Origin of the sequence: Shewanella carassii, assembly GCF_019670705.1 — a bacterium.
In the GTDB taxonomy this organism is placed as follows: domain Bacteria; phylum Pseudomonadota; class Gammaproteobacteria; order Enterobacterales; family Shewanellaceae; genus Shewanella; species Shewanella carassii.
In genome coordinates, this window is sequence record NZ_AP024618.1 from 3,703,060 (window position 1) to 3,726,209 (window position 23,150).

19 protein-coding genes are annotated in these 23,150 nt (G+C 52.2%); 6 read left to right on the forward strand and 13 right to left on the reverse strand.

Annotated features, from left to right (window positions below; all coding sequences use genetic code 11):
• Nucleotides 1-11 precede the first annotated feature (11 nt).
• A complete protein-coding gene (locus K5621_RS16685; protein ID WP_100144793.1) occupies nt 12-515 on the reverse strand; it encodes a YqhA family protein in 504 nt (167 codons plus the stop codon).
• A 92-nt stretch (nt 516-607) separates the two neighbouring features.
• Nucleotides 608-1,411 (reverse strand): crotonase/enoyl-CoA hydratase family protein, encoded by an 804-nt coding sequence (locus K5621_RS16690; RefSeq protein ID WP_100144947.1) that lies wholly within the window; start codon nt 1,409-1,411, stop codon nt 608-610.
• A 368-nt stretch (nt 1,412-1,779) separates the two neighbouring features.
• Here K5621_RS16690 and K5621_RS16695 point away from each other — a divergent pair, with 368 nt between their 5' ends.
• Both K5621_RS16695 and K5621_RS16700 read left to right on the forward strand, forming a co-directional pair.
• Nucleotides 1,780-2,775: a response regulator gene (locus tag K5621_RS16695; protein ID WP_100144791.1), complete on the forward strand. Its 996-nt coding sequence runs from the start codon at nt 1,780-1,782 to the stop codon at nt 2,773-2,775.
• 14 nt (nt 2,776-2,789) lie between these two features.
• Complete coding sequence (locus K5621_RS16700) at nt 2,790-3,746, forward strand: sensor domain-containing diguanylate cyclase (RefSeq protein WP_221049819.1); 957 nt, start codon at nt 2,790-2,792, stop codon at nt 3,744-3,746.
• 155 nt (nt 3,747-3,901) lie between these two features.
• Here K5621_RS16700 and K5621_RS16705 read toward each other — a convergent pair whose 3' ends face one another.
• Nucleotides 3,902-4,684: a tetratricopeptide repeat protein gene (locus tag K5621_RS16705; protein ID WP_373289266.1), complete on the reverse strand. Its 783-nt coding sequence runs from the start codon at nt 4,682-4,684 to the stop codon at nt 3,902-3,904.
• 356 nt (nt 4,685-5,040) lie between these two features.
• Between K5621_RS16705 and crp the strand changes: the two genes are divergently transcribed.
• The 4 genes from crp (at nt 5,041) to K5621_RS16725 (ending at nt 8,094) form a co-directional block, all read left to right on the forward strand.
• Complete coding sequence (gene crp / locus K5621_RS16710) at nt 5,041-5,676, forward strand: cAMP-activated global transcriptional regulator CRP (RefSeq protein WP_025011303.1); 636 nt, start codon at nt 5,041-5,043, stop codon at nt 5,674-5,676.
• 84 nt (nt 5,677-5,760) lie between these two features.
• Nucleotides 5,761-6,108 carry a PepSY domain-containing protein gene (locus K5621_RS16715; protein ID WP_100144945.1) on the forward strand — a complete coding sequence of 116 codons (348 nt, stop codon included), beginning with the start codon at nt 5,761-5,763 and terminating at the stop codon, nt 6,106-6,108.
• A complete protein-coding gene (locus K5621_RS16720; protein ID WP_100144785.1) occupies nt 6,089-6,763 on the forward strand; it encodes a response regulator transcription factor in 675 nt (224 codons plus the stop codon). Before K5621_RS16715 ends, K5621_RS16720 begins: the two co-directional genes overlap by 20 nt.
• Nucleotides 6,763-8,094, forward strand: coding sequence for an ATP-binding protein (locus K5621_RS16725; RefSeq protein ID WP_221049820.1), 1,332 nt, complete (start codon nt 6,763-6,765; stop codon nt 8,092-8,094). Before K5621_RS16720 ends, K5621_RS16725 begins: the two co-directional genes overlap by 1 nt.
• Before the next feature lie 106 nt (nt 8,095-8,200).
• Here the strand turns inward: K5621_RS16725 and K5621_RS16730 are convergent, their stop codons facing one another.
• From K5621_RS16730 to K5621_RS16775, 10 genes are all read right to left on the reverse strand, one after another.
• Entirely contained in the window at nt 8,201-11,638 is a 3,438-nt protein-coding gene (locus tag K5621_RS16730; protein ID WP_221049821.1) for a zinc-dependent metalloprotease, read from the reverse strand.
• Between the two features lie 23 nt (nt 11,639-11,661).
• Complete coding sequence (locus tag K5621_RS16735) at nt 11,662-12,525, reverse strand: hypothetical protein (protein ID WP_221049822.1); 864 nt, start codon at nt 12,523-12,525, stop codon at nt 11,662-11,664.
• A gap of 51 nt (nt 12,526-12,576) precedes the next feature.
• Nucleotides 12,577-12,969: a hypothetical protein gene (locus tag K5621_RS16740; RefSeq protein ID WP_100144777.1), complete on the reverse strand. Its 393-nt coding sequence runs from the start codon at nt 12,967-12,969 to the stop codon at nt 12,577-12,579.
• A 363-nt stretch (nt 12,970-13,332) separates the two neighbouring features.
• Complete coding sequence (locus tag K5621_RS16745) at nt 13,333-14,133, reverse strand: DUF1338 domain-containing protein (RefSeq protein ID WP_221049823.1); 801 nt, start codon at nt 14,131-14,133, stop codon at nt 13,333-13,335.
• A gap of 83 nt (nt 14,134-14,216) precedes the next feature.
• Complete coding sequence (astD, locus tag K5621_RS16750; RefSeq protein ID WP_101095569.1) at nt 14,217-15,677, reverse strand: succinylglutamate-semialdehyde dehydrogenase; 1,461 nt, start codon at nt 15,675-15,677, stop codon at nt 14,217-14,219.
• Nucleotides 15,678-15,687: 10 nt separating this feature from the next.
• Nucleotides 15,688-16,707, reverse strand: a complete 1,020-nt coding sequence (gene astA / locus K5621_RS16755) for an arginine N-succinyltransferase (protein ID WP_039035546.1) — start codon at nt 16,705-16,707, stop codon at nt 15,688-15,690.
• 102 nt (nt 16,708-16,809) lie between these two features.
• Nucleotides 16,810-18,027 carry an aspartate aminotransferase family protein gene (locus K5621_RS16760; protein WP_221049824.1) on the reverse strand — a complete coding sequence of 406 codons (1,218 nt, stop codon included), beginning with the start codon at nt 18,025-18,027 and terminating at the stop codon, nt 16,810-16,812.
• A gap of 306 nt (nt 18,028-18,333) precedes the next feature.
• Entirely contained in the window at nt 18,334-19,239 is a 906-nt protein-coding gene (locus K5621_RS16765) for an alpha/beta hydrolase (protein ID WP_221049825.1), read from the reverse strand.
• 37 nt (nt 19,240-19,276) lie between these two features.
• Entirely contained in the window at nt 19,277-20,419 is a 1,143-nt protein-coding gene (locus K5621_RS16770; RefSeq protein ID WP_221049826.1) for an HDOD domain-containing protein, read from the reverse strand.
• A 138-nt stretch (nt 20,420-20,557) separates the two neighbouring features.
• Complete coding sequence (locus K5621_RS16775; RefSeq protein WP_221049827.1) at nt 20,558-23,038, reverse strand: S9 family peptidase; 2,481 nt, start codon at nt 23,036-23,038, stop codon at nt 20,558-20,560.
• Nucleotides 23,039-23,150: the final 112 nt, after the last annotated feature.

Here is a 23,150-nt window from a genome sequence, read left to right on the forward strand (position 1 = left end):
CGGCAGTGCGATTACTCTTTCTTACCGCCCTTGGAGAACATCAGCGCCAGGGAAATGAGCACCACAGTGCCGCCCATGAATAACAAGTCCAGTGCTGAGCTGGGTTTGATATCGGCAAAGAAGGAAAACACCTTGATGATCAACATCATCAATATCACTTTGCCCAACTTGCTCTTGAGCGCATCTATGCTGGAGATGATCAGTATCTTACCGCCGGTATCCGATTCACCAGCCGGCTCCAGGTTACGGATAAAGAGCTCATAGAGACCGAAAGCGAAGATCAGCAGCACGGCCCCGAGCAGAAAAGTATCCAGTATCTCCACCAGTACCATCACAAGATCGTTGCGCACATCATAGCTGCCACTGAGCAGGTATTCCCACAGCAGGGCAAACATATGCAGCACGTCCTTGGCGCCCATGACGAAGGTGACCAAGGCCGCCAGCACACAGGAAAAGACCCCAACCATGACAGACAGGCGACTCCCCCAGAGCAAGCGTTCAAAAAAAATCCGCATCCCATATTTCCATTCTAAAAATAAAGTGACGGATTTTCAGGCAATTTTGCCGTAGAGGTCAAGTTAATATCCCATCGGGCGTGATAGGTATCTCACCAGTTTCGCCGCGGTTCAAAGGCTCGCTCGGGATCCTTACCCTGACGCACGGCGGCAATGGCTCTGTTACGCCCCAAGAGCAGACGCACCTGGCTCCAGGACTCCCGCGCCAGCAGGCGCCTGCGGGAACCGTTCCAGCTGCGGTTGATACTCAGCTTTATCGCCGCTAACGCATCGGGAGAGCGCTCATTGAGCTCAGCTGCCAGTTCTTGTGCCCGGGCCAGAGGATCACTGCTACACTCGGTCACCAACCCCAACTGCAGAGCCTTGGATGCCGGGATTAATTCCGCCGTCATGCTGAGTTTCAATGCCTGATCTTTGGCGAGAATTTCACGCAAACTCACCAGGCCGCCCATGTCGGGCACCAGGCCCCATTTGGCCTCCATGATGGACAACTCGGCATCATTGGCGGCAATGCGAAAATCGGCGCCGAGCGCAATTTGCAAGCCGCCGCCATAACAACGGCCATCCAAGACGGCAATCACAGGAACCGGTAGCTCGCGCCAGGCGACAGACACCTGCTGCGCCAAATTGGTATTGCCCGGTAACCACTTGAACAGCAGTTTCAGCGCTTGCCAGGGAGAGTTGGCCACACTCTTGATATCCAAGCCGGAGCTGAATTGGCCGCCCTCGCCTCTGAGGATCACCGCCCTCAAGTGTCGTTGACGGCGCAAGTGACGCGCCATCGCCTTGAGTTCACTGAACATGGTGTAGTTAATGGCGTTGAGTTTATCCGGCCGATTTAAGCTAACGATAGCCAGCTGTTGTTGCCATTCCAGGCTGAGAGTCTGCCATTGCATCTGCAGGTCCTTGAAAGTTGATGTTATGTTAACGGTATCATTATCATACAGGTCAGGCCAGTGTGAAAATTCCGCAATTTCCATAATGTTGAAACGTTAAATACTGACGATCGTCAACAATCTGACATTAACTTTGACTTAGGAACAGCAAGTGGTCACAATGTCGCCCCTTCAAAAGGCAAGCCATTGCACTATAATAAGATTTTGTCATGCCAAAATATGGGAAAACGAGCATTAAACTTAAGCTCACCGGTATATATTCAGCACCCCAAACCTTAAGTAACCCAGCGGTACGCTCCAAGGGATGATCTCAAAAAATACCGTTGAAAGTGTTATCTTCAAGTAATGCAGTAAAACAGGAAACCTCTATGGCGATTCCGGTACTCATATGTGACGACTCTGCGCTGGCACGTAAACAGATGGCCCGCACTCTTCCCAAAGACTGGGAAGTAGAGATCAGCTTTGCCGCCAACGGCGCCGAAGGGCTGGAAGCCATTCGCGCAGGCAAGGGCGAAATAGTCTTTTTGGACCTCAATATGCCGGTCATGGACGGCTACGAAGTGCTGCAAACCATTCAGCAGCAAGACCTGCCAGCCATGGTGATAGTCGTCTCGGGCGATATACAGATTAAGGCTCATCAAAGAGTCAAGGCCTTGGGCGCATTGGATTTTATTCAAAAACCCGTCAGCGCCGATGCCATTCGCAGCATACTGCAGGAATATGGCATTTTGCAGTTGGCCGAAGGCGGCGACAGCAATGAAGAGCCGATGATCCAGGTCGATATGCGCGATGCCTGCCAGGAGGTTGCCAACGTTGCCATGGGCCGCGCCGCCGATCTGCTGGCCAAGCTGTTGGATGTATTTGTGCTCTTGCCTATTCCCAACGTCAATGTGCTGGAAGTCAGCGAACTGACCATGGCACTCAAGGCCACAGAAGAAAGCCCCAAGATATCGGCACTGTGCCAGGGCTTTATCGGCGCCGGTATTGCAGGTGAGGCTCTGTTGTTGTTTCACGACTCCAGCTTCAAGGATATGGCCAAGTTAATGGGCCTGTCGGACCCCGAAGATGCCAACACCGAAATCGAGGTGATGATCGATACCGCCAACGTGTTGATCGGCGCCTTTCTCAGCGGGATCGCAGAGCAGTTGGATATGCAATTCAGCCAGGCGCACCCTGTGGTGCTCGGACGGCATTGTACTGTGAACGAGCTGATCCACGACAATTCAGATCGTTGGCAGCGCACGCTGGCGATGGAGATCAATTATCGTATCGAAGGCCATAATGTGCAGTGCGATCTGCTACTGCTCTTTACCGAAGACTCCCTGCCGACGCTGAACTTCAAGCTCGGCTATTTGATGAACTGATAAACAGGCTCGCCATGGCAACTGACTTAGATGCAATGAATGAACTGCACTGGTTGATCGATATGGTGCAAACCATAGATGTCGGCCTGGTGGTACTGGACCGAAATTACAATATTCAGCTATGGAACGGCTTTATGGAGAACCACAGCGGCGTTTCTCCCAACGATATCAAGGGTGATAACCTATTTGAGCGCTTCCCGGATCTGCCGGCCAACTGGCTCAAGCAGAAGATGGAGTCGGTGTTTTTGCTGAAAAACCGCGCCTTCATCAGCTGGGAACAAAGACCCTACGTCTTTAAATTCAGGAACTACCGACCCATTACCGGTCGCGCCGAGTTCATGTTCCAGAACGTTACCCTGCTACCACTGGCCTCATTGACCGGGCAGATCTCCCATATCAGCATCATCATTTATGATGTGACGGATATCGCCATCAACAAGCTGCAACTCAAGAGTGCCAACGAACGCCTGGAACATCTGAGCCAAACCGATGGTCTGACCCAGCTGCATAACCGCAGACACTGGCAATTGTGCATGCAGCGGGAATTTGATCGCCACTCCCGTTATGGCGATCCTGCCAGTCTGGTGATGTTCGATATAGATCACTTCAAGCGGATCAACGACAGCCTGGGGCATATCGCCGGAGACAGGGTTATTCAGCATCTGTCCCATATTCTCAGCCAAAACCTCAGGGAAACCGATTGCGCCGGACGCTATGGCGGCGAAGAGTTTGCCGTGGTCTTGTCTCATACCAGTGCCGAGGATGCACTCGCCTTCGCCGAACGACTGCGGACTCAGATGGAAAACAGCCGTTTCAGCTTCAATGGCCAGCCGGTGCCCTTTACCATCAGCCTGGGGATCTGCGATCTGAATGATGAAGTCGAAAACAGCGATCAATGGCTGGCCAACACAGACAGAGCACTGTATCAAGCAAAGATTTCCGGCCGTAACTGCGTTAGAATTTTTGAATAAACGACATTAAAGCAAAGGCTGAGAGCAGGTCTGCTATCAGCCTCGTTTTTATCTTTTATTTCAATGGCTAGCAGACTATTTGGCCTCAATTTGTATTTAAAATTATCGGCTGTTCCACACAGATTTGGTTCGGCGTGATAACTGCAGCAAAGCCATTATTCCATCAAGGGAACTACTTCCCGGTAAGGTTTGTGGCTGCGGTAACTCTCCAGCCGCTGCCGGAATTCCAGCACTTTACCGAGATCCTGTGACAACTCCAAGGCCGTGATCGCCTGCTGTTGAGTCGCCACCGCGGCGCTAAAATCTCCCAACTCGGCATAAGCGGCCGCCAAGTTATCGAGATTGGTCGGATCCTGATTGTTGTCTTCCAGTAGTTGCTTGGCCAGCGCCAAAGCTCGACCACCATCTCGGTACTTGGCTTCGGGGCAAGTGGCGAGGATCCAGGCGGCATTACCTAGAGAGATGTCATCTCCGGCCGAACTGAAAAACGCCACAGCCTTGCCGCAGTGACGGTCAACGCCCTCGCCGCCGGAAGCATAGAGGAAACCCAGTCTGAACCTGGCCCAATGGTTGCCCTGTTCAGCCAACGGCAGATACCAACGCTCCGCCAGCACCAGATCCCGCTGCATCAACTTGCCTTCAAATGCCAGGTCAGCCAAGGTTTGTTGTGCCTTGGTTTCGCCGCCTTCGGCAGCCTTGGTCAACCAGGCAAGGCCTGCAACCTTGTCTTCGGCGACAAAACGGCCGGAGAGATACATCAAACCGAGCAGGTACTGAGCCTCGACTTCACCATTGGCGGCATTGAGCTGAATATAGGCCAGTTTGCTGGCGGCAATTTCCTTGCTTGGCTGGGGAATGGCAAAGGCTTGAGTCTGTTCACTGAACAGACTCAAGGCCAACATGGCAACCGCTGCAATTAGGGGAGATTTCACTCTGATACCCTTTAATATTCTATGCATACTGACTCATAAATTAGCTCGAACCCGGCGTGAAAGTCGAGGCGAATCCAACAATAAAATCCTAATAATAGCCCTCTAACGGCTTGGCGGATTGTGAGCAAGGCGAAGAAGATGTGATTTAACCTACAGACTGGAGCGATTCCAGGGGCTTTTAATCTGTATTGGTTGACATGTATCACTAAAGTATCAAAATGATAACCAAGATTAGCGATTTAATTGCGTTGATTCACTCAATCTAAAGTAAGACCAAGTGCAAAGTTGAACCTTTGGCATTGACGCAAAATCCTTATTTAGAATATCCTTACTTTCGTTTTAATCAATCGAGGAACATAGGCATGGCTCTGATTGGTAAGCCAAAACCAGATCCGACTTTGGAATGGTTTTTATCACACTGTCACATTCATAAGTATCCAGCCAAAAGCACCCTGATCCATGCTGGTGAAGATTCAGACACTCTGTATTACATAGTAAAAGGGTCTGTTGCCGTATTGATTAAAGATGAAGAAGGTAAGGAAATGATCCTCTCTTACCTGAATCAAGGCGACTTTATCGGCGAACTGGGCTTGTTTGAAGAGCAAGCCGAGCGTACGGCCTGGGTTCGCGCTAAACAAGCCTGTGAAATTGCTGAAATCTCTTATAAGAAGTTCAAGCAGCTGATCCAGGTTAACCCAGAAATTCTGATGAAGCTGGCCGCCCAGATGGCACATCGTCTGCAAAGCACCAGCCAGAAAGTGGGCAACCTAGCCTTCCTTGATGTGGCCGGTCGCATCGCTCAGACCCTGTTGCATCTGGCCAAACAGCCCGATGCCATGACCCATCCAGACGGCATGCAGATCAAGATCACCCGTCAGGAAATCGGTCAGATCGTTGGCTGCTCCCGCGAAACCGTGGGCCGCATCCTCAAGATGCTGGAAGAACAAAATCTGATCCAGGCTCATGGTAAAACCATTGTGGTTTACGGCACCCGCTAAGTCAGCTTCAGCTTGATTTAAGCCTGATTCTATAGAGTGGCCAAGGTAATAACCTTGGCCACTTTTGTTTTTCAGGAGCATCAATTGAGAGGGCTATTTTTCATTTGTTTTATTAGCCTGACCTTGAGTACCGCAAAGGCTGAAGTAGCCAGTCCCCACCTGGAACCCGATCACGATATCGCCAAAGAATTAGTGAAGTCCGGGACGATCCTCTCCCTGGATGCCACACTGTCTCAGCTACAATGGGTGTGCCATGGCAAATTGATCGACGCTCATCTCTATCAGAAAGAGGGTGAATGGCGTTATGATTTGCAGATAAAAGTCGAACATGGTCGTATCGTCAGTCTGAGTCTGGATGCAGGCACAGGCTTACCCGATAACCAAACCCCATTACCGAGCGAATGTCGTCCCAATGAAACTGCTACTCGTTGAAGATAACGCCCTGCTGGTTGAAGAGCTGGCAAAACAATTGAAACAGGCTGGCTATGTCACAGATGTCACAGACAAAGCGGTAGAAGCCGACTACCTGGTCAAAGAAACCCAGTATGACTGTATCATTCTCGATATTGGCTTGCCCGATGGCAACGGCTTGCAGTTGCTGGAGAAATGGCGTCAACAGGGATTGTCCACTCCCGTGATTATGTTGACCGCCCGCAGTCAGTGGCACGAGAAAGTCGAAGGCTTCAATGCCGGCGCCGATGACTATCTGGGCAAACCCTTCCATACCCAAGAGCTGCTGGCCAGACTGCAGGCCATTATCCACCGCACCCATGGCCGCGCCAATGTACCGGGCAAACAGTTAAACTTCGGCGGCGTCAGTTTGGATGAAGCCGAACAGACAGTGACGGTCAATGGCCAACATTTTGACCTCACGGCCATGGAATTCCGCTTGCTGCGGATCTTTCTAATGTCGCCCAAGAAGCTGCTTTCCAAGGCACAGATCACCGACAAGCTGTACCAGTTTGACGATGAGAAAGAGAGCAATGTGGTCGAGGTCTATGTCACCCACCTGCGCAAGAAACTGGGCAAGGCGGCGATAGAAACCCGCCGCGGCCAAGGTTATATCTTTCACGGCAGCCAATCCTGATGATGTCCATTCGCACCAAGCTGAGCCTGTGGCTGACAGCACTGGTGCTACTGAGTACCTTGATAGGCCTGGCGTTTATGGAATCCATGCTGCGTCAGGCATTCCACGACTCTATCATCAACCGCTTACAGGAAGATCTGGAGCAGGTGGCGCTGGCTACTCATCTCAATGACGGCGAGATCCTCATCGATCAGAGCCTGCTCTCCGGCTTCTACAAACCCGCCTATTCCGGGCGCTATTATCAGCTCAATCTGCCGGATCGGGAGATCCGCTCCCGCTCCTTGTGGGATCAACGCCTGGAGATAGTGCCGTTAGAGCCAGGGCAAACCCGCGCCTGGCAAACCAAGGGCCCACAAAACCACGATATTCAACTGTTGTCATTGGGGCTGACCTCCAGCAGCAAGAAGATCAATGCCACCCTGACGGTGGCGCAGGATCTCAGCATAGGTCGCAAGGTATTTACCGAGGTCTATGGCACCAAGCTGAGTGTTAACCTGGCCATGTTGCTGGCGATGATCCTGGGGATTTTCTTGGTATTGCGGCAATCCTTCAAGCCGGTGAAGCAGATAAAACAGGCACTGGCCAAACTCAGGGAGGGGGAGATCAACTCGCTGTCGCTGGAGACTATACCTCCCGAAGTCAAACCCCTGGCCGAGACCTACAACGAGCTGCTTGAATACACCAGTAACCAAATTCAGCGCAGCCGCAATAATCTGGGCAACCTCAGCCATGGCCTGAAGACGCCGCTGGCAGTAATGCGCCAACAGGTCGAAGCGCTGGGGCTGAAAGATCCCGATACCGCCAGGGCTCTGGAACAACAGCTGGATCAGATCCACAAGATGATAGAGCGTAAGCTGGCGGCAGCGCGGATCACCGGCGATATGCTACCGGCGGCACAATTGGTGCTGCCAAGAGACCTAGAAAGCCTGTGTCAAACCCTGGACAAGGTGCATAGACACAAACAGATCAGCTGGCGCTTCGATATCAGCGAAGGCATTCCCAGGCTGCCAATCCATAGGGAAGACGGCATGGAACTGCTCGGTAACCTGCTGGATAACGCCTATAAGTGGGCCTCAAGCCAGGTATTGGTGAGAGTGTGGCAACATCAGGGGCAGGTATATGTCAGCGTCGAAGATGATGGCCCTGGGGTGGCAGAGGAAAACATGCAAACCCTCACCCGCCGCGGCAATCGACTCGATGAAGAGATCAATGGTCATGGGCTGGGGCTGTCAATAGTCAAGGATATCGCCGAGCAGTATCAGTTGGATATCGACTTCGGTAAGAGCCCGGCACTCGGGGGACTCAAGGTTTCACTGACCTTTAAGGCCTGAAAGCGTAGGAAACCACCAAGGGGCATTTATACGCCCGGGCTCGGCGGTCATCTACCCACAAAAAAGAACCCAGCCAAGGCTGGGTTCTTTGGTTTTATGCTGTCACTTAATCCAGCACTGGCAGATAGCTTAATGCCAGGCGGTCACGGGTTAACTGCTGGTTCAATCTCTCACGAACAGTTTCACCATTGACAGCCGCGGCTGCGACAAACTGCTCCACTTCCTTGATACGGGCAATCAATGCCAGCGCCAACTTGTTCTCGGCTGTGGCAGCATAGATTTTACCGTTCAGAGGTATTTGGGCCTGAATATCCAGTCCGGGAGCAGCCTGATGGATACCAACGTATTCACGCCATACCCTGGCCTTTTGCTCGCCCTGATAGTCGCTGTCGACCGAAGCCAACACTACTTGTCTCAGCACCATCTGCAGCAGGTTGCTCTTACCCTTGGGTTGACCATTGACGGTATCAAAGCCGAAGAAGCGTGATACAGTGCGGTCATAGTTAGGCAGAGGCTCTATGCTCTGGCTGGCAAAGTCGCTGTAATAAGGCAGATACTTGGCCAGTTCCGGGCTGCTGTTACAGGCATCGGCAAACAAAGGCTTGCCATTGCTGACCAGATCCGGGCCATTACCCAGCGCCATACGACACAGCATCTCTTTGAACAACTTGCCGGTTTGTGGCAGATCCACCAGCGCCTTATGACCACGGCTGGAAGTCGATCTCGGGGTAGTTCGGCTCACCAAGGCACGCACTGCCAACAGCTTGTCAGGCCATACTCCGAGCACATCCCGCTCGTTGACATAAGGATGGTTAGGCGAGCCTTCCGGAGCCTTGATCCCGTTCAGCAAACGGCCGGCGAAGGTAACATCGGCAGTCACCAGATCGCGGTATTCCGCTTTGATACTGGCATTAATCAGCAGTTCCTTCAGCGTCTCTGGAGAGTCGGCAAACTGGCTGATCACTTCGCCCGGAGCAAACTTAGCAGTCATGTCCGCACTCTTGAAGCGATACTGCTGTAACAAGTTCGCGAAGTTAAATTGCTGCTTGGACACAGCCTTACCATCTGCAGTACGGAAGGTAACATCCAGTACGGCGTCGTTTTCACCGGCAAGATGCAGGAACAGGTCAGCGGCCTTATTCATCGCCCGCTGATTGGCACAATACCAGGCATCCTGACCGGCTGCAGCTTTGGCCTGACAATCGTTGGCAAAGAAGTTTTCCGGTAAATTGAAAATGTCCTCGAGGAAACTGACATCTTCAATAAATTGGCGGATCTCGTCAAACTGACGCTTACGGGCAATGGTGTAACTCAGACTGCTGTCTTCATACAGTGACTGACGGTTATGTCTCAGGTTACTGGTTTCATAGCTGTCATGGTATCTGTCGATATAGAACTGAGCGATATCATCCAGGTTCTTACCGGCATCACTACGGTTACAGTTACTGTTGAGCGACACATGTTCATCGGTACAGAAAGCATAACTACGCAACTCATGGTTCTGCTCGATATTATAGAGCGCACCGTAGCGGGTCTCCCCTTGAAGTATGCCTTTTTTCAGCTCCTCACGACGCTTGGCATCTTCCTCTTTGAGGGAGACAAAATCACCGTCTTTAGCCTCGACTTCACGAGCATAACCGAAACGTAGTGCCGCCAGGTCATAGGGTTCAAATGTCGTGGCAAAACGGTTGACGTTGTAGTCCATCTGACTGGAAAACTCGGCGTTCACCTTCAATTCCGGATAACCGGCACTGGCAAAGGCCTGGTTCAATCCTTCCAACTCTGTCTGTTTAAAGGTATTGGCATCATCACGACTACCGGCAAAGTTGTGTCTCAAACCAAAGTTATGACCCATTTCGTGGGTCAAGGTACCGGCAAAGGCCTGGGCGGCCAGCGCCGTGCTCAGACTATCCTGCAGATCCAGACTCAGCTTCTCGAATGCCTGCAGCTTACCACCAACATCACCATTGACCCACAGCTCGGGATTCTGCCAATCAATCTTGTGGCCCTTGACGCCGGAGGGCAGCATTCTTTGTTGACCACCTGTGGCAAACACAGTATCGACATGCATCAAAGTATGCTCGGACCAATAGTCGCGATTGGCCTCATCAAAATCGGCCAAGGCGTTAAACTGCTGTTCATCAGGCATTAATGGCAGTGCAGTAGGAGCGGCGGCCATCATCACATCGGCGGGCTTGTCCAGCGCGGCAGGCACAGCTTGCAATGTGGTGGAAGCCGCTGGCTTAACTACGGCTTGCTGATAAGGCACGCCGGTCAGGGTTTCAACCGAAGCCGCATCCAGCTTGCCACGGTTATAGTCCAACATCAGTTGCCGATAGTAACGTACCGCACCTTGCTTGAGGTTGGAGCTGTACTGGTTAACCCTGGCGCTGACAATCTCCCCTGTCAGTGGGTTGGCGGCTGAAGGGCCGTAACCGGCCAGACCATTGTCCAATGGTTCATCAAACAGAGTGATATGGTTATAACGCAGATCGCCGTGGCGCTTATCGCCCGCTTTTTCCAGCTTAATCTGTGGCAAGCCGGTGTGATAACGGCTGTTGGCGATATTCATCGCGGTCACAGACTCGATAGCCGCATCCAGGAACGGCTTGTTCTTGGGCTCATAGAAGTTGTTGGACAGGTAATATACCAACTCTCCCTTGGCCGGGTTGAAGCGGTTCAAGTAAGTACGAACATAGCCATCCACCCCTTCGGAGTCGGTCCTATCCCGATAGCTGTGGCTGGAGTTAAAGAATCCAAAGGTACCTTTTTCCTGCTCACTGTAAGGGATGGGTTGATAATCTTTGCTGGCCAACTGATCCAGCGCCACGATAGAGATAAACTCAGTGGTGGTGAATGACAGATTGTCCAGATTACCGCCGTGGAACTTATTAAAACACTGGCCAGAAACCTGATAGGTGTGTTCAATCTCGAAGTTGATCACCCCTTTATCCAGATCCATTTCATAGCCTTTGTAAGCACCTGTATTGACCAATTTGGGATCTTCAGTTTCAGTGACACACTCACCAAACATAAAGATATCGTTGATCCCCAATTCGGCAATCTTGGTGTCGGCAAAGTCGGGGACAAAGTAACGCTTGTCCTGCCAGGTCAGGTTGGCATCCGTGTTAACCTGCTCGACGTTGATACATTCACGCCACTTGTCTTCGGTACATCTGAAGTCGATGTATTCACCGGGAATGGTCAGCACTGGCGCCTGGTTGATGCCTTCCTGATAACGGCTATCATGACCTAGGCCAATGGCGTCACGGTCTAATTGACGAACCTGAATACCATTCTCTGTCTTATGCAGGGTCACCAGCTTAGGGTCTCCCTGACTGAAGCCTCTTATTGATCCGGCATAACGTGGCGCTTTACCAACGCTACGAATATAGAGGTACTGGCGCTCACCCGCCTTCTCTATCGAGTCGCTGCTGATCTGCTTCTCATCTTTGGGCAATTCCTTATATGGTTCTTCTCCTGCCCCACATCCTGCGAGTGCCAGACTGGCAGCTATGGCCAGACTCAGACTTGACTTCTTCATTTAATCCTCTGAATAAATTGAGTTTATAGGTATTTTGTTACTGATAAATAGAAGGTTGAACTGCGTTTGTCATACACTTCAAACCCTTCCGAAGGCCCCAATTCCGGGTGATAAAAACTGCCGCTGTTGTTATGACCTATGGCCAATGTCCAACTCTCGGCAGGCATCCATCCCAGTTCCTGGGCAAACGTGAATTGGTCATCCATACGACGACCACGATAATTTTTCGACATCCGATAGCGACCACTGATATCCAGATACCATTGGCTGGCAAACTGCCAGTAGGCATCGGCCACCAGATCGACCTGATGTTCAATCAGCACCCGCTCACCCGCAGTCTTATACTTGTAGGCGTTGTATCTATATCTGGGAGATAGATAAAAGCTGAAATCACCTTCAGGGCGATAGAAGAGATAGGCAGCAATCCTGGGGGCATACTCCAATCTATCCAGCTTGGTGTAATGCCCCGCAGGTAGATAAACCCCGACACTGCCCTTGAGCGACAGGGTGTCGGTCAGGGAATACAGCGGCGTCCGATACTCGAGTAAGGGATCAAAAAAGCTTGACTCCTTACCGTGCAGCGTCTCTTTTTCACCGCCAAAGGTCAGTAGCACACTGCCCCAATCGCTGTTGTAATCGACCCTGGCATCCAGACTATAAGCCCGGTAGGCATCGAAGGCCGATTCACTGTAGACATTGCGGGTATAAGATGCGTTGAAATAGGCAGTCCATTCGCCAAATTCTTCCTGTTTGATTTCAAACTCGTTAACCGCCTGAGCTTGTCCAGCAAACAATAGAAAGCCCAGCAAAGGTAATGTTGTCTTTGCTTTTTTACTTTTTATTATGCGTGACAAGGCCAGATCGCGGTGATATTTACCGGATCTCATATTTAAAAGCCTTAATTTATTTAAAACGAATTAACCTGGAAAACTTCCAGTCTAAGAGGTGCTTCCTTGAATTGGTTTAACCCATTCAAGAAGCAGTTGCGTCCAATAGGGAATCCAATCGGAAGAAGGTTGAGAGACTCCCTGATTAGGGATTCGTGGTCCGCAGAAAAAAACAAAAAACCAACTTACGGCTATCGACTTAAAAAGCTCAACTAAAACAGCATTATCTGCCAACTTAACAGCCAAAATACAGGGGAGAGACAGAGTGTACATCGCCAATTTATGTACCGATGAACCCTCATGATTGGCGATTGAAATGAGAGTATTAACTTCCTCAAACTTATTCGACATCGCTGTATTAGAAAAAGCCAAAAATAATAGAAAAGGCATGGCCAACCTGACCAGACACTGAATTTTCCTATATGACTTATTTCTATTATTCATGTGATTTTCCGCCGCCCCAAACGGAATAGCGTCTCGATATTAGCTCGAATGCTCTCAATACATATTGTTACTTATGTAAATAAGCATAAGCGCGAAAAACACAGTGATCAACACCAATACCCAATCACTATTCTAAATAGATTAAAAACAGGATATAGGTCATAAAAAACATCAAAAATATAAATTAACCCGAAGGAAAGAATACTCAAACCAAACATGGCGAAAACATTAATAGAACAACATAAAACACACAGTTAATCAGAATGATTTATTTAAATACAAAAAAGCCCTCTTTATCGAGAGGGCTTAACTACAACCATATTTATCAATAACAAAACAGTGTTAGCGTTGAATTCCCTGCGACTAAGCTCTGGCATTAGTGCTCTCAAAAATCTTATCTGCCGAGGCCGCAACGAAGCCGGTATAGAGTTCACCATCGGCTTTGGGATAACGCAGGGCAAATTCATAGAAACAACTGGGGATCTCTACCGTCTTGTCATCGAAGGCGACGGGGATTCTGTCGGCCATGGTGGAAGACTGTTCCAGCAAGACTTCGGCCGAACCTTTGATCTCACCGCCAACACTGTTGAGGGTAAAACCAGCCTCCTTGAGCGCGATATTCACGGCGGTCAGGGTGCTGAACTCGGCCAGATGATTCACAGACACGGTAAAGTGGTTGGCACGATAACCAAAGGCGGCAACCCAGGCAGCATACTCACTCTCGGCGAGCAGGGCTTGGTAGGTATCATAGTCAAGCTGCCAGTGTCTGCCTGAATAAGTAAAGTTATCTGCGGTCAAAGCCTGGGTTGGGATCTGCTCAACCAAGTCGGCAACCCGCTGTTGCAGCTCAGGGCTGAACTCTTCCACCAGCAGCTCAGAAATAAAGACCTTGGGCTGAGTCGGGTCCGGATGCTCAAAGTGCTTTGCCACCAGCTTTTTCTGCTCAAAGCGATAATCACCGCAAGCCACATAGCCCAGCGCTTCGAAATGGGCTGCCAGCACATCCAAGCCCACCTTGGGCAGATTGAATGTACGCAAGGCGATATGGTCGTTAATAATCGCCTTGCCTTGCCCCAACAGCTGGTGCACTTTGGCCGCCGATGGCGTCATCTTGATATAGTCCTGCCACATGGCATTGAACAGCGCATTGATATCTGTATGCATGGTTATTCCCTGTGTAATGCAGTTTGCCCAAAGGCAAATGGTATGTTCAAAAAAGGGAAGCGCCACAGCGCTTCCCTTCACTGTCAGAGGCTAAGTCCCGGACTCAATGCCTGTGGCAAACTCAAACCATCGGCCTCCATGGAAGCCACGGGATAGGCACAATAGTCGGCCGCATAGAAGGCGCTGGCTCTGTGGTTACCCGATGCCCCGACGCCGCCGAATGGCGCCGCACCAGAGGCTCCGGTGATCTGCTTGTTCCAGTTCACTATGCCGGCACGAATCCGTGCCAGGAAATAGTCATAGTCTTCACGGCTATCGGCCAGCAGCCCGGCAGAAAGGCCATAACGGGTATCATTGGCCAGCGAAATCGCCTGATCAAAGCTGCTGTAGCGCACCAGTTGCAGCAAGGGCCCAAAATACTCTTCATCGGGCAGTTCAATCACCTCGGTAACATCAATCAGCCCAGGTGACACCAGGCCGGTACCGCTCTCAATATGGGTCAGTTCCACCAGCGAAACCCCGCCGAGATTCTGCAGATTACGCTGCGCCGCGACCATGCCCTTGGCTGCTGCTTCAGAGATCATCGAGCCCATAAAGGGCTGTGGTTCGGCATTCCAGGGGCCGACAGCTATCGCTTTGACCGCTGCAACCAGGGCGGCAATCAAAGCATCGCCCTGCTCACCTTTCTCTATGTAGAGACGGCGGGCACAGGTACAACGCTGGCCACTGGAGATATAGGCAGATTGAATAATTTCGTGCACGGCCGCCTTGATATCACTGATCCCTTTAACGATGAGCGGATTGTTACCACCCATTTCCAGGGCAAGGATCTTGCCCGGATGACCGGCGTACTGCTGATGCAGCAAGTGGCCGGTGCGGGAGCTGCCGGTAAAGAACAGACCATCAAGCTGAGGATGTGAAGCCAGCGCCTTGCCGGTTTCCACTTCGCCCTGCACCAGATTGATAACCCCGGCTGGCAGACCGGCTTTCTCCCACAGCTTGAGCATCAGCTCTGCCACTTTTGGCGTCAGTTCCGATGGCTTGAATACCACGGTGTTGCCCGCCAGCAAAGCCGGTACTATATGGCCGTTGGGCAGATGGCCTGGGAAGTTATAAGGCCCAAAGACCGCCACCACGCCGTGGGGCTTATGTCTCAGCACGGCCCGCCCGGCAGGCAGTTCATTTTCAGTTTCGCCGGTACGCTTGTGATAAGCCGCAACAGACAGACCGATTTTGCCTATCATGGCACCCGCCTCGGTGGCCGTTTCCCACAATGGCTTACCGGTTTCCTGCGCTATGGTGTCGGCGATTTCCGCCTTATGGGCTTCCAGCTGATCGCGATAAGCCTCTATCACCTGCAGGCGGCCGTCAAAACCGAGCATAAACCAGTCAAACTGTGCCTCTCTGGCGGCTGCAACGGCAGCTTCTACTTGAGCCGGAGTAGCGGCATTACCCTGCCACAGGGTTTCACCGTTGGCCGGGTTGCTTGAACTCATTGCCTGGCCTTCGCCAGCGAGCCATTGGCCCTTGATAAATTGTGTCATTATGCTGTTCCTATATTGCCAATACCCTGACCGATTGCCCGTCTGCCACCAAGAGTGCGGCGGCCAACTCGCTCGACAGGATCACTTCTTCACTGTCGTCTGTCAGCGCCAGCTTGGCCGAACCGGCACGGTAGTCTGCCAAATGGGTGTTGGAGAGAATAAAGCTGTCCTTTGATTGAGGCATATCACCGATACGCACCGTCAGTAAGCGACTCTCGCGCACGGAGCGAATGTCCGCCAGGTTGCATTCAACCGTGGGGCCACCATCAAAAATATCCACATAGTTGCGCCAGCGGAAACCTTCCGCCTGTAACAAGCTCAAGGCCGGGCGTGTATTGGTGTGCACTTCACCGATAACCTTCTGCGCCGCTTCGGGCAACAGGCAAACATAGACAGGGCTGCGGGGCATCATCTCGGCCATAAAGGCCTTCTGTCCCAGACCTGAGAGGTAATCGGCCTGAATAAAGTCTATGCCGAGGAAGTTTTGCTGCAGCCAGCCATAGAAAGGGGAATTACCGTTTTCATCGCTGACCCCGCGCATCTCGGCAATAACAGTTTCACCGAACCGATTGGCGTGCTGGGCCAAAAACAGAAAGCGGCTGCGTGACAGCATGCGGCCATTGTTGCCCTTGCGGTAGGAGTCTCTCAGAAACAGGGTGCAGAGCTCGGCGGCACCTGTGTAGTCATGACACAGGCTGAGGGTTTCAACCTCGTTACGTACTTCTATCTGCGACGAATGATAAACCTCTGTGCCCAAACGGTAATGATAGAAAGCATCTTCCATTCCCACCGCGGCTTCCAGACCACAGGTGCCCACAACCTCTTGGGTCTCTGTGTCTTCCAGCACCATGAGGTAACCTTCATCAAAAGGCGTTTCCACCGCCTTGGCGAAAGAGGTTTCCGAACGGGCGATCTTGCGGGTCAGCAGCTCATCATTGACCGGCAGCGAGGTGAATCCATGACCCGATTCTTCGGCGATACAGCGCAGCGCCGGAAAATCTGAGGCTCGGATAGGCCGTATGATTAACATGGTTAAATCTCCACTCATCCACAGTTGCTGCTCCGTCGGGAATGGCCCGTCAGAACAGCAGCTGTGAGTCTATTGCGCTAAGTGGGCCCAGGCCCACGGGGATCAGGCGGCAACCACCTTGGCGACCGCTTTTTCAAAGCGTGCCAGACCCTCGGCAATATCACTTTCAGGGATGATCAAAGAAGGAGTAAAACGAACCACGTTGGCACCGGCCATCAGTGTCATCAGGCCATTGTCGACCGAGGCCAACAGAAACTCACGGCTGCGTCCCTGATACTGTTCATTCAACACGGCGCCGAGCAACAATCCCTTGCCGCGCACCTCGGAAAACACCTGGTACTTGGCATTGATTTTTTCCAGGCCATCACGCAGCAGTTGCTCACGACGCTTAACGCCCTGCAACACTTCAGGGGTATTGACTACATCAAATACCGCGTTGCTGACGGCGCAGGCCAGAGGGTTACCGCCATAGGTGGAACCATGAGTGCCCACTTTAAGATGAGCGGCAATCTTGTCAGTGGTCAGCATGGCCGCGATGGGGAAACCGCCGCCCAGGGCCTTGGCCGTGGTGAGAATGTCCGGCACTATATCTGTGCCCATGTAGGCATACAGTTCACCGGTACGGCCAACACCGGTTTGCACCTCATCGAACACCACCAACGCATTGTACTTGTCGGCCAGTTCACGCACCTTGGCCAAAAATTCTGGAGTGGCATTTATGATACCGCCCTCACCCTGCAGCGGCTCCAGCATGATGGCGCAGGTCTTGTCTGACACCGCGGCTTCCAATGCGGCAACATCGTTGAATGGCAGGTGTGTGATCCCCTGCGGCTTGGGGCCAAAACCATCTGAGTAGGCGGCCTGGCCACCGACACTGACGGTAAAGAAGGTTCTGCCGTGGAAAGCCTTGTCGAAGGCGATAATCTGATCTTTTTCGGCGCCGAAATTATCCAGAGCGTAGCGGCGGGCCAGTTTCAGCGCCGCCTCATTGGCTTCGGCGCCTGAGTTGGCGAAATAGACCTTGTCGGCAAAAGTGGCGTTAACCAACTTGGTCGCCAATGCCAGTGCCGGCTCGTTGGTCATCACATTGGACAAGTGCCAGAGTTTTTCAGCCTGCGCCTTAAGCGCCTCAACGGCAACCGGATGACAATGGCCTAAACAATTCACCGCAATACCACCGGCAAAGTCGACATACTCTTTGCCTTCCTGATCCCAAACACGACTGCCATCGCCACGCACCGGAATAACGGGTGATGGTGCATAATTAGGCACCATGACTTCATCAAACTGGGCACGTGTCAAATTCATGTTTACACTCATTCCTTCTCATCCTTTGTGTTATCGGCGGCTCTGACGGCCACCAATTTAAGCAGTTAATCTTTATTTTTTGTGAGCAAAACTGCACCCACTTGTGTTGCTTAGGTGTCATTATTAGCGAAATTGTGATCAAAACACCAGTTTTATCAATAATCATGGCCAAGTTATTAACCTGTAAATGCATAAAGATCTGAGTTTGAGAATTAAGCAGGCAAATAACTGCCATTTAACGGCATAAATAGTCACAAAAAGTCTTAACTGACGCCCAAACCACTAACTATTCATAAAAAATGCATAGTTAGCAACGCATCATAACAGCAGATTATTGCGTATAAAAGCAGCGATTTGCCCCCTGGCCTCAGTGGCCTCGGGCAGCAGTTCAAATAGTGGAAAGACATGGGGCATATGGAGGTAAAAACCGGCTTCTATGTGACCGCCGTCGCGCAATACCGCCTGTTGCAGGCGCTCGGCATCCTGCAGCAACAACTCACGGGTACCGGCCAGCAGCAAGATGGGCGGCAAGTCCTTAAAACAGCCATAAAGCGGCGAGACTCGCTCAGACATGGGGTTGCTACCGGCGAGATAGGCCCCCCTGAGTCTGAGCAGGGATTCAACGGTAAACAAGGGGTCGTCAGCTGCCAAAATGCGCTCGGTATCGCCTGTAATACCGAGATCCAAGGCCGGAGACAGCAACACGCAGGCTCTCGGCAACGGTAACTCAAGCTGTTTCAGCTGTAACAACAGGCTCAAGGCCAGGTTGCCTCCGGCCGAGTCCCCCATCAGCACCAGTTTGTCCGGGTCACAATGCTCAAGCGTCATCCGATAAGCTTCCAGCACATCATCACAGGCCGCCGGAAATGGGTGCTCAGGTGCCAGACGATAATCGGGCACGTAACAATCTGCCAGACTGCGCTGCATGATATCGGCCAGAAAACGGGCATGGGCATGGGGGGTCTTAAAACAGAAGCCGCCGCCGCGGATATAAAAGAGGCTGACTTCTCTGGGTTGCGGCAGCTGGTAATGGATGAGCGGCGAGTGGCTCAACGGCCAGTGTTCGACCTTGAGTTCCGGCGGCCAGCCCAGCAAGCGACGATCCATCTCCAGCAAACGCTGACGAATAACACTGAGTGGGACTTTGGCACTGCCGCGACTGACCGATGGCCGCGCCACATAAGTTAACAACCGGTTCAATACCGAGGCTTGCCAACTGGGCATAGCTCCTCCATGAAAGGCCTACAGGCGCCGCAAGCGCTTAAAGCAGTTCGGGTTTGCGGTAATTCTGGCCTTTGAGACGAATGAGTTCCTGTTCAGTGAGCTCATGATACGCCATCATGATCCGCCTGTCCCTGAATTCCAGTTGCCGCATCTCTTCCAGTAAAAAACACTTGGCAAAACAATCGGCTTTGGCTAGCACAGCCGCATGGGATGAGAGTTGATTAAAACTCAGTGCCGTATCCCGCTCTTTAAGGAGGGTCACCATGGCGGCATCCGCAAACCCAAGCTGGGTCGGCAGTTGCCAATTGAGCGCTCCGGCATGTTGTTTGATCAAGGAATAGACCAGGGCCGCGGGGAAATCACACAGGGCAATGGCATCATAGAGTGCCTTATCCCTGTCTCGACTCGCCTCTCTGAGCCAGGAGCCACGCAACTGCTCAAACAGCTTGGCGCTCATGGAGAGCAGCACAGAGATCCCCAGTTGTTGCATCAGGGAAACCGCATACAGCATAGGGGCATCCAAGTCATGTAACTTGGCCAGGGTTCTGGCAGCAATGCCCTGCACCTGCGAGAAACGCCATAGCTTACGTACCGTCCAAAGCAGACTGGCATGACCAGTGGGCAGCCAATGACGACAGGTGTAGTAAGGGACTAAAATGCGCAGATTTTCAACCCCGATATAGCTGAGTACCAACTTGAGATCTGTCAGCTGTACATCCAGATTCTGCGGCCTGCGAGCCCTGAATGAGGGACTGTTGACCAGAGAGCTCAAGTCTCTCACCAGCCAACTCTGCTCGGCAACGACCGGGCGAAGACGTGCCAGATCCAGCCTTGGATGCTGCAATAGCTCCAGCAGCAAGATCTGTTTGTCTGTGATGCCTGATAAGCGTGTCACCTCTTCGATGGAGGCAAGACGGTTGCCGAGCTCTGCCGCCAGAGTCTCGATTAACTGAGCCGATACCTTCTGATAGAGCGCCTTGGCTTGTTGCTGCCTGGCGAGCCGCTCCAGAGTCGCCTCACGTTCAACCTCAAGCTTGAAGGCCACCGCCTCCAGCTCAGGTTCAAGCTCATCGCCACCGCTGTCAATGCGCTGCTTACCCAGTATCAGTTGTTGATACAGGCGCTGCTCTATCTCTATTACACTACCGGGTTTAACGCCACCCGCTACCGACAAGGCCAAATCAGTCCCTTCCTGCCACGCCCGTGTCCGGGCCCTGTGTTTTTATGTTAGCCCCTTTATTGTTATATATGTAGCGGCTTTATCAGCAATATCTTGATAGCAAAAAGAAACAGGCCTCGAATGAGGCCTGTAAAGTGATTATTTCAACTCTTGTTCAAACAACTTATAGATGCGGCGATACTCGTCCAGCCAGCTCGATGGCTGTCTGAAGCCATGGGGTTCCACCGGATAGATAGCCGTCTCAAACATCGGCTTTTCCAGCTCTATCAGTCGCTGCACTAGGCGGACACTGTCCTGGAAGAAGACGTTGTCGTCCATGACTCCGCTCATGATCAGCAGCGGCTTTTGCAAACCCTCGGCATGGTAGATGGGCGAGCTGCGTTCATAGGCGATGTGGTCCACCTCTGGGGTGTTGAGTATGTTCGAGGTATAAGGCGCATTATAGTGAGCCCAGTCGGTCACCGGCCGCAGCGCGGCACCGACCTGGAACAACTCGGGTTGAGTAAACAGTGCCATAAAGGTCAAAAAGCCGCCGTAAGAACCGCCATAGGTGCCCACCCGCTTGGCATCAACATTGGCATGTTGGCTCATCCACTTGACGCCATCGGCCAAGTCTTCCACTTCCGGATGCCCCATGTTGCGGTAGATAGCGGTGCGCCAGTCGCGGCCATAGCCTTTGGAGCCGCGATAATCCATGTCCATCACCACATATCCCTGCTGTGCCAGCAGGTTATGGAACATGAACTCACGGAAATAACCGGAAAACCCATAATGGGCATTCTGCAGATAACCGGCACCATGATTGAAGATCACTGCCGGATATGACTCGGCGCGATCTTTGTCGAAACCAGCCGGCAGATACACCCTGGCATAGACTTCACCGGCGCCATGGCTGGAGGGCACGGCAACCACCTCCGGCGCCTGCCAAGGATAACTCTTGAAGCTATCACTGGTGTAATGGGTCAGTTGAGTCAACTCACCGCCTATGGCTTGAATATAGAGCTCATCCGGCCGGGTCAGGCTGGAGGCAGTCAACAGCAGCGAACGACCATCCGGGCTCAAGCTGTAGTCGAGCACACCGTTCCACTGAGTCAACTGTTCATCTTTGCCGCTACTGATCTCAACCCGATAGACATTGTACTTGCCGGGGTGATCCTTGTTGGCCTTGTAGTAAATATAACGGTTATCCGGGCTCAGGGTTAAGTCACTGACCACGAACTTGCCCGAGGTCAAAGCCCGCGCCTTGCCGCCGAGCGGCTTGAGATACAGCTGCGAATAACCGCTCTCTTCCGACAGATAGTACAGGGTGTCGCTGCCGGGTAGCCAACCGTACTGATTGTAGTCATAGTTTACCCAGGCATCATCATGCAGCCTGTGCTCAGTGATTAGCTTGCCCTTGGCCAGATCGACCCGGGCCAGCCAACGGTCTTTGTTGTCCACGGCTTCCAGCATTACGGCCACTCGCTCGCCCGACTCTTGCCATTGAATAGCGCTCTGGCGCCAGCCCCAATCCTGCATCAGTTGGATCTTGCGCGGGGCTTTTTTGCTTTCATAGCGCTCGCCTTTCGCCTTGGCGTTTTCGGCCTTAACCTCGGCCAACACATCCTGGTCGTAGCCGCTCAAGCCTTCGATGGTTATCTCTTTCTGACTCCGCTGCTGCAAATCCAGCAACACCAAACGCTGCCCCGGTGCCTTGTCTTCAGCCACTCTGGCTCGCACCGGCACGGGATCGACATAGCCATCTTTGCCAAGATAGTTGGGCATGATGTCATGCTCGCCACGCCAGTTATAACTCTTATCCTGCAAAGCCAACAACAGATAGCGACCGTCCGGCGACAGGCTCAGTTCCACCAGTTGCTCACTCTCACCCAGATACCAAGGCTTGGCCGTCAGGGTCGGATCTTCACTCTGTAGCTGCTGCTGATATGTCTCCCGAGACTTGGCGTTTTCCTGCTGCTTGGCCACATAGCGGATCAGTTTATGTTGCTCTTTGGCGAGATAAGTTTCCGGCTCTTGGGTCTGCACCGGCTCTTTGGCCATCTTGATATCCGCGAGCTGTTCCACAAGGCCCGAGCCTGCATGCAATCTGAATACCTGCCCCGCCTGCCAATAGGCAAGATCACCATTCGCTAAAAAGCGCAGTCCTTCAATCTTGGTATTTTGCCGGGTCAACTGAGTAATCTCACCGCTGCCCAAGTCCTTTACAAACAGGTTGCCCTGATAGATATAAGCCTTGCGGCGTTTATCTGGGCTCAGAACGCCGTCTCGTTGTGAGACGGTATGCAGTTCAGACAACGCCAGTTCCTGCGCCTGTTTGTCTGTCACTCCCTGACGATAGTAACTGCGCAGCGCAGATGCACTCTGCTGGCGGGCAAACAGCACAGCGCTGCTGTCATCGCTCCAGTAGGCACCCTTGGGGGCGAGTCCCATCCAATCGGGATCCGCCATAATTTGATTCAGAGTTAACGGCTTATCGGCCACAGGAGGCGCTGCCAAGGGTACTGTTTGGCTGGGGTTGGTGATCTCTTGGGTGGTGAGTTGCGGCTCGGTGGCGGCGCAGCCGCTGAGAACGGCCAGAGTCAAAACACTCAGACCGGCATGACGCATCAGGCTTTTCATCATCCTTCCTTTATTTATAGTTATCTTGGCCGCCGGGAAGCGGCATATGATAGAAAACAAGCGATTGCGGCCTGTTATACCATATTTGTCAGGGGATGTTGTTCGGCAAAAG

Excerpts from the sequence above, each read along its gene's own strand:
- K5621_RS16745 (WP_221049823.1), bottom strand. The coding sequence starts at position 14,133 with ATGCATACAGATATCAATGCGCTGTTCAATGCCATGTGGCAGGACTAT.
- K5621_RS16760 (WP_221049824.1), bottom strand. The coding sequence starts at position 18,027 with ATGAGTGTAAACATGAATTTGACACGTGCCCAGTTTGATGAAGTCATG.
- astA (WP_039035546.1), bottom strand. The coding sequence starts at position 16,707 with ATGTTAATCATACGGCCTATCCGAGCCTCAGATTTTCCGGCGCTGCGC.
- K5621_RS16735 (WP_221049822.1), bottom strand. The coding sequence starts at position 12,525 with ATGAGATCCGGTAAATATCACCGCGATCTGGCCTTGTCACGCATAATA.
- K5621_RS16690 (WP_100144947.1), bottom strand. The coding sequence starts at position 1,411 with ATGCAATGGCAGACTCTCAGCCTGGAATGGCAACAACAGCTGGCTATC.
- K5621_RS16700 (WP_221049819.1), top strand. The coding sequence starts at position 2,790 with ATGGCAACTGACTTAGATGCAATGAATGAACTGCACTGGTTGATCGAT.
- K5621_RS16775 (WP_221049827.1), bottom strand. The coding sequence starts at position 23,038 with ATGAAAAGCCTGATGCGTCATGCCGGTCTGAGTGTTTTGACTCTGGCC.
- K5621_RS16695 (WP_100144791.1), top strand. The coding sequence starts at position 1,780 with ATGGCGATTCCGGTACTCATATGTGACGACTCTGCGCTGGCACGTAAA.
- K5621_RS16725 (WP_221049820.1), top strand. The coding sequence starts at position 6,763 with ATGATGTCCATTCGCACCAAGCTGAGCCTGTGGCTGACAGCACTGGTG.
- K5621_RS16740 (WP_100144777.1), bottom strand. The coding sequence starts at position 12,969 with ATGAATAATAGAAATAAGTCATATAGGAAAATTCAGTGTCTGGTCAGG.
- crp (WP_025011303.1), top strand. The coding sequence starts at position 5,041 with ATGGCTCTGATTGGTAAGCCAAAACCAGATCCGACTTTGGAATGGTTT.
- K5621_RS16730 (WP_221049821.1), bottom strand. The coding sequence starts at position 11,638 with ATGAAGAAGTCAAGTCTGAGTCTGGCCATAGCTGCCAGTCTGGCACTC.
- K5621_RS16685 (WP_100144793.1), bottom strand. The coding sequence starts at position 515 with ATGCGGATTTTTTTTGAACGCTTGCTCTGGGGGAGTCGCCTGTCTGTC.
- astD (WP_101095569.1), bottom strand. The coding sequence starts at position 15,677 with ATGACACAATTTATCAAGGGCCAATGGCTCGCTGGCGAAGGCCAGGCA.
- K5621_RS16720 (WP_100144785.1), top strand. The coding sequence starts at position 6,089 with ATGAAACTGCTACTCGTTGAAGATAACGCCCTGCTGGTTGAAGAGCTG.
- K5621_RS16765 (WP_221049825.1), bottom strand. The coding sequence starts at position 19,239 with ATGCCCAGTTGGCAAGCCTCGGTATTGAACCGGTTGTTAACTTATGTG.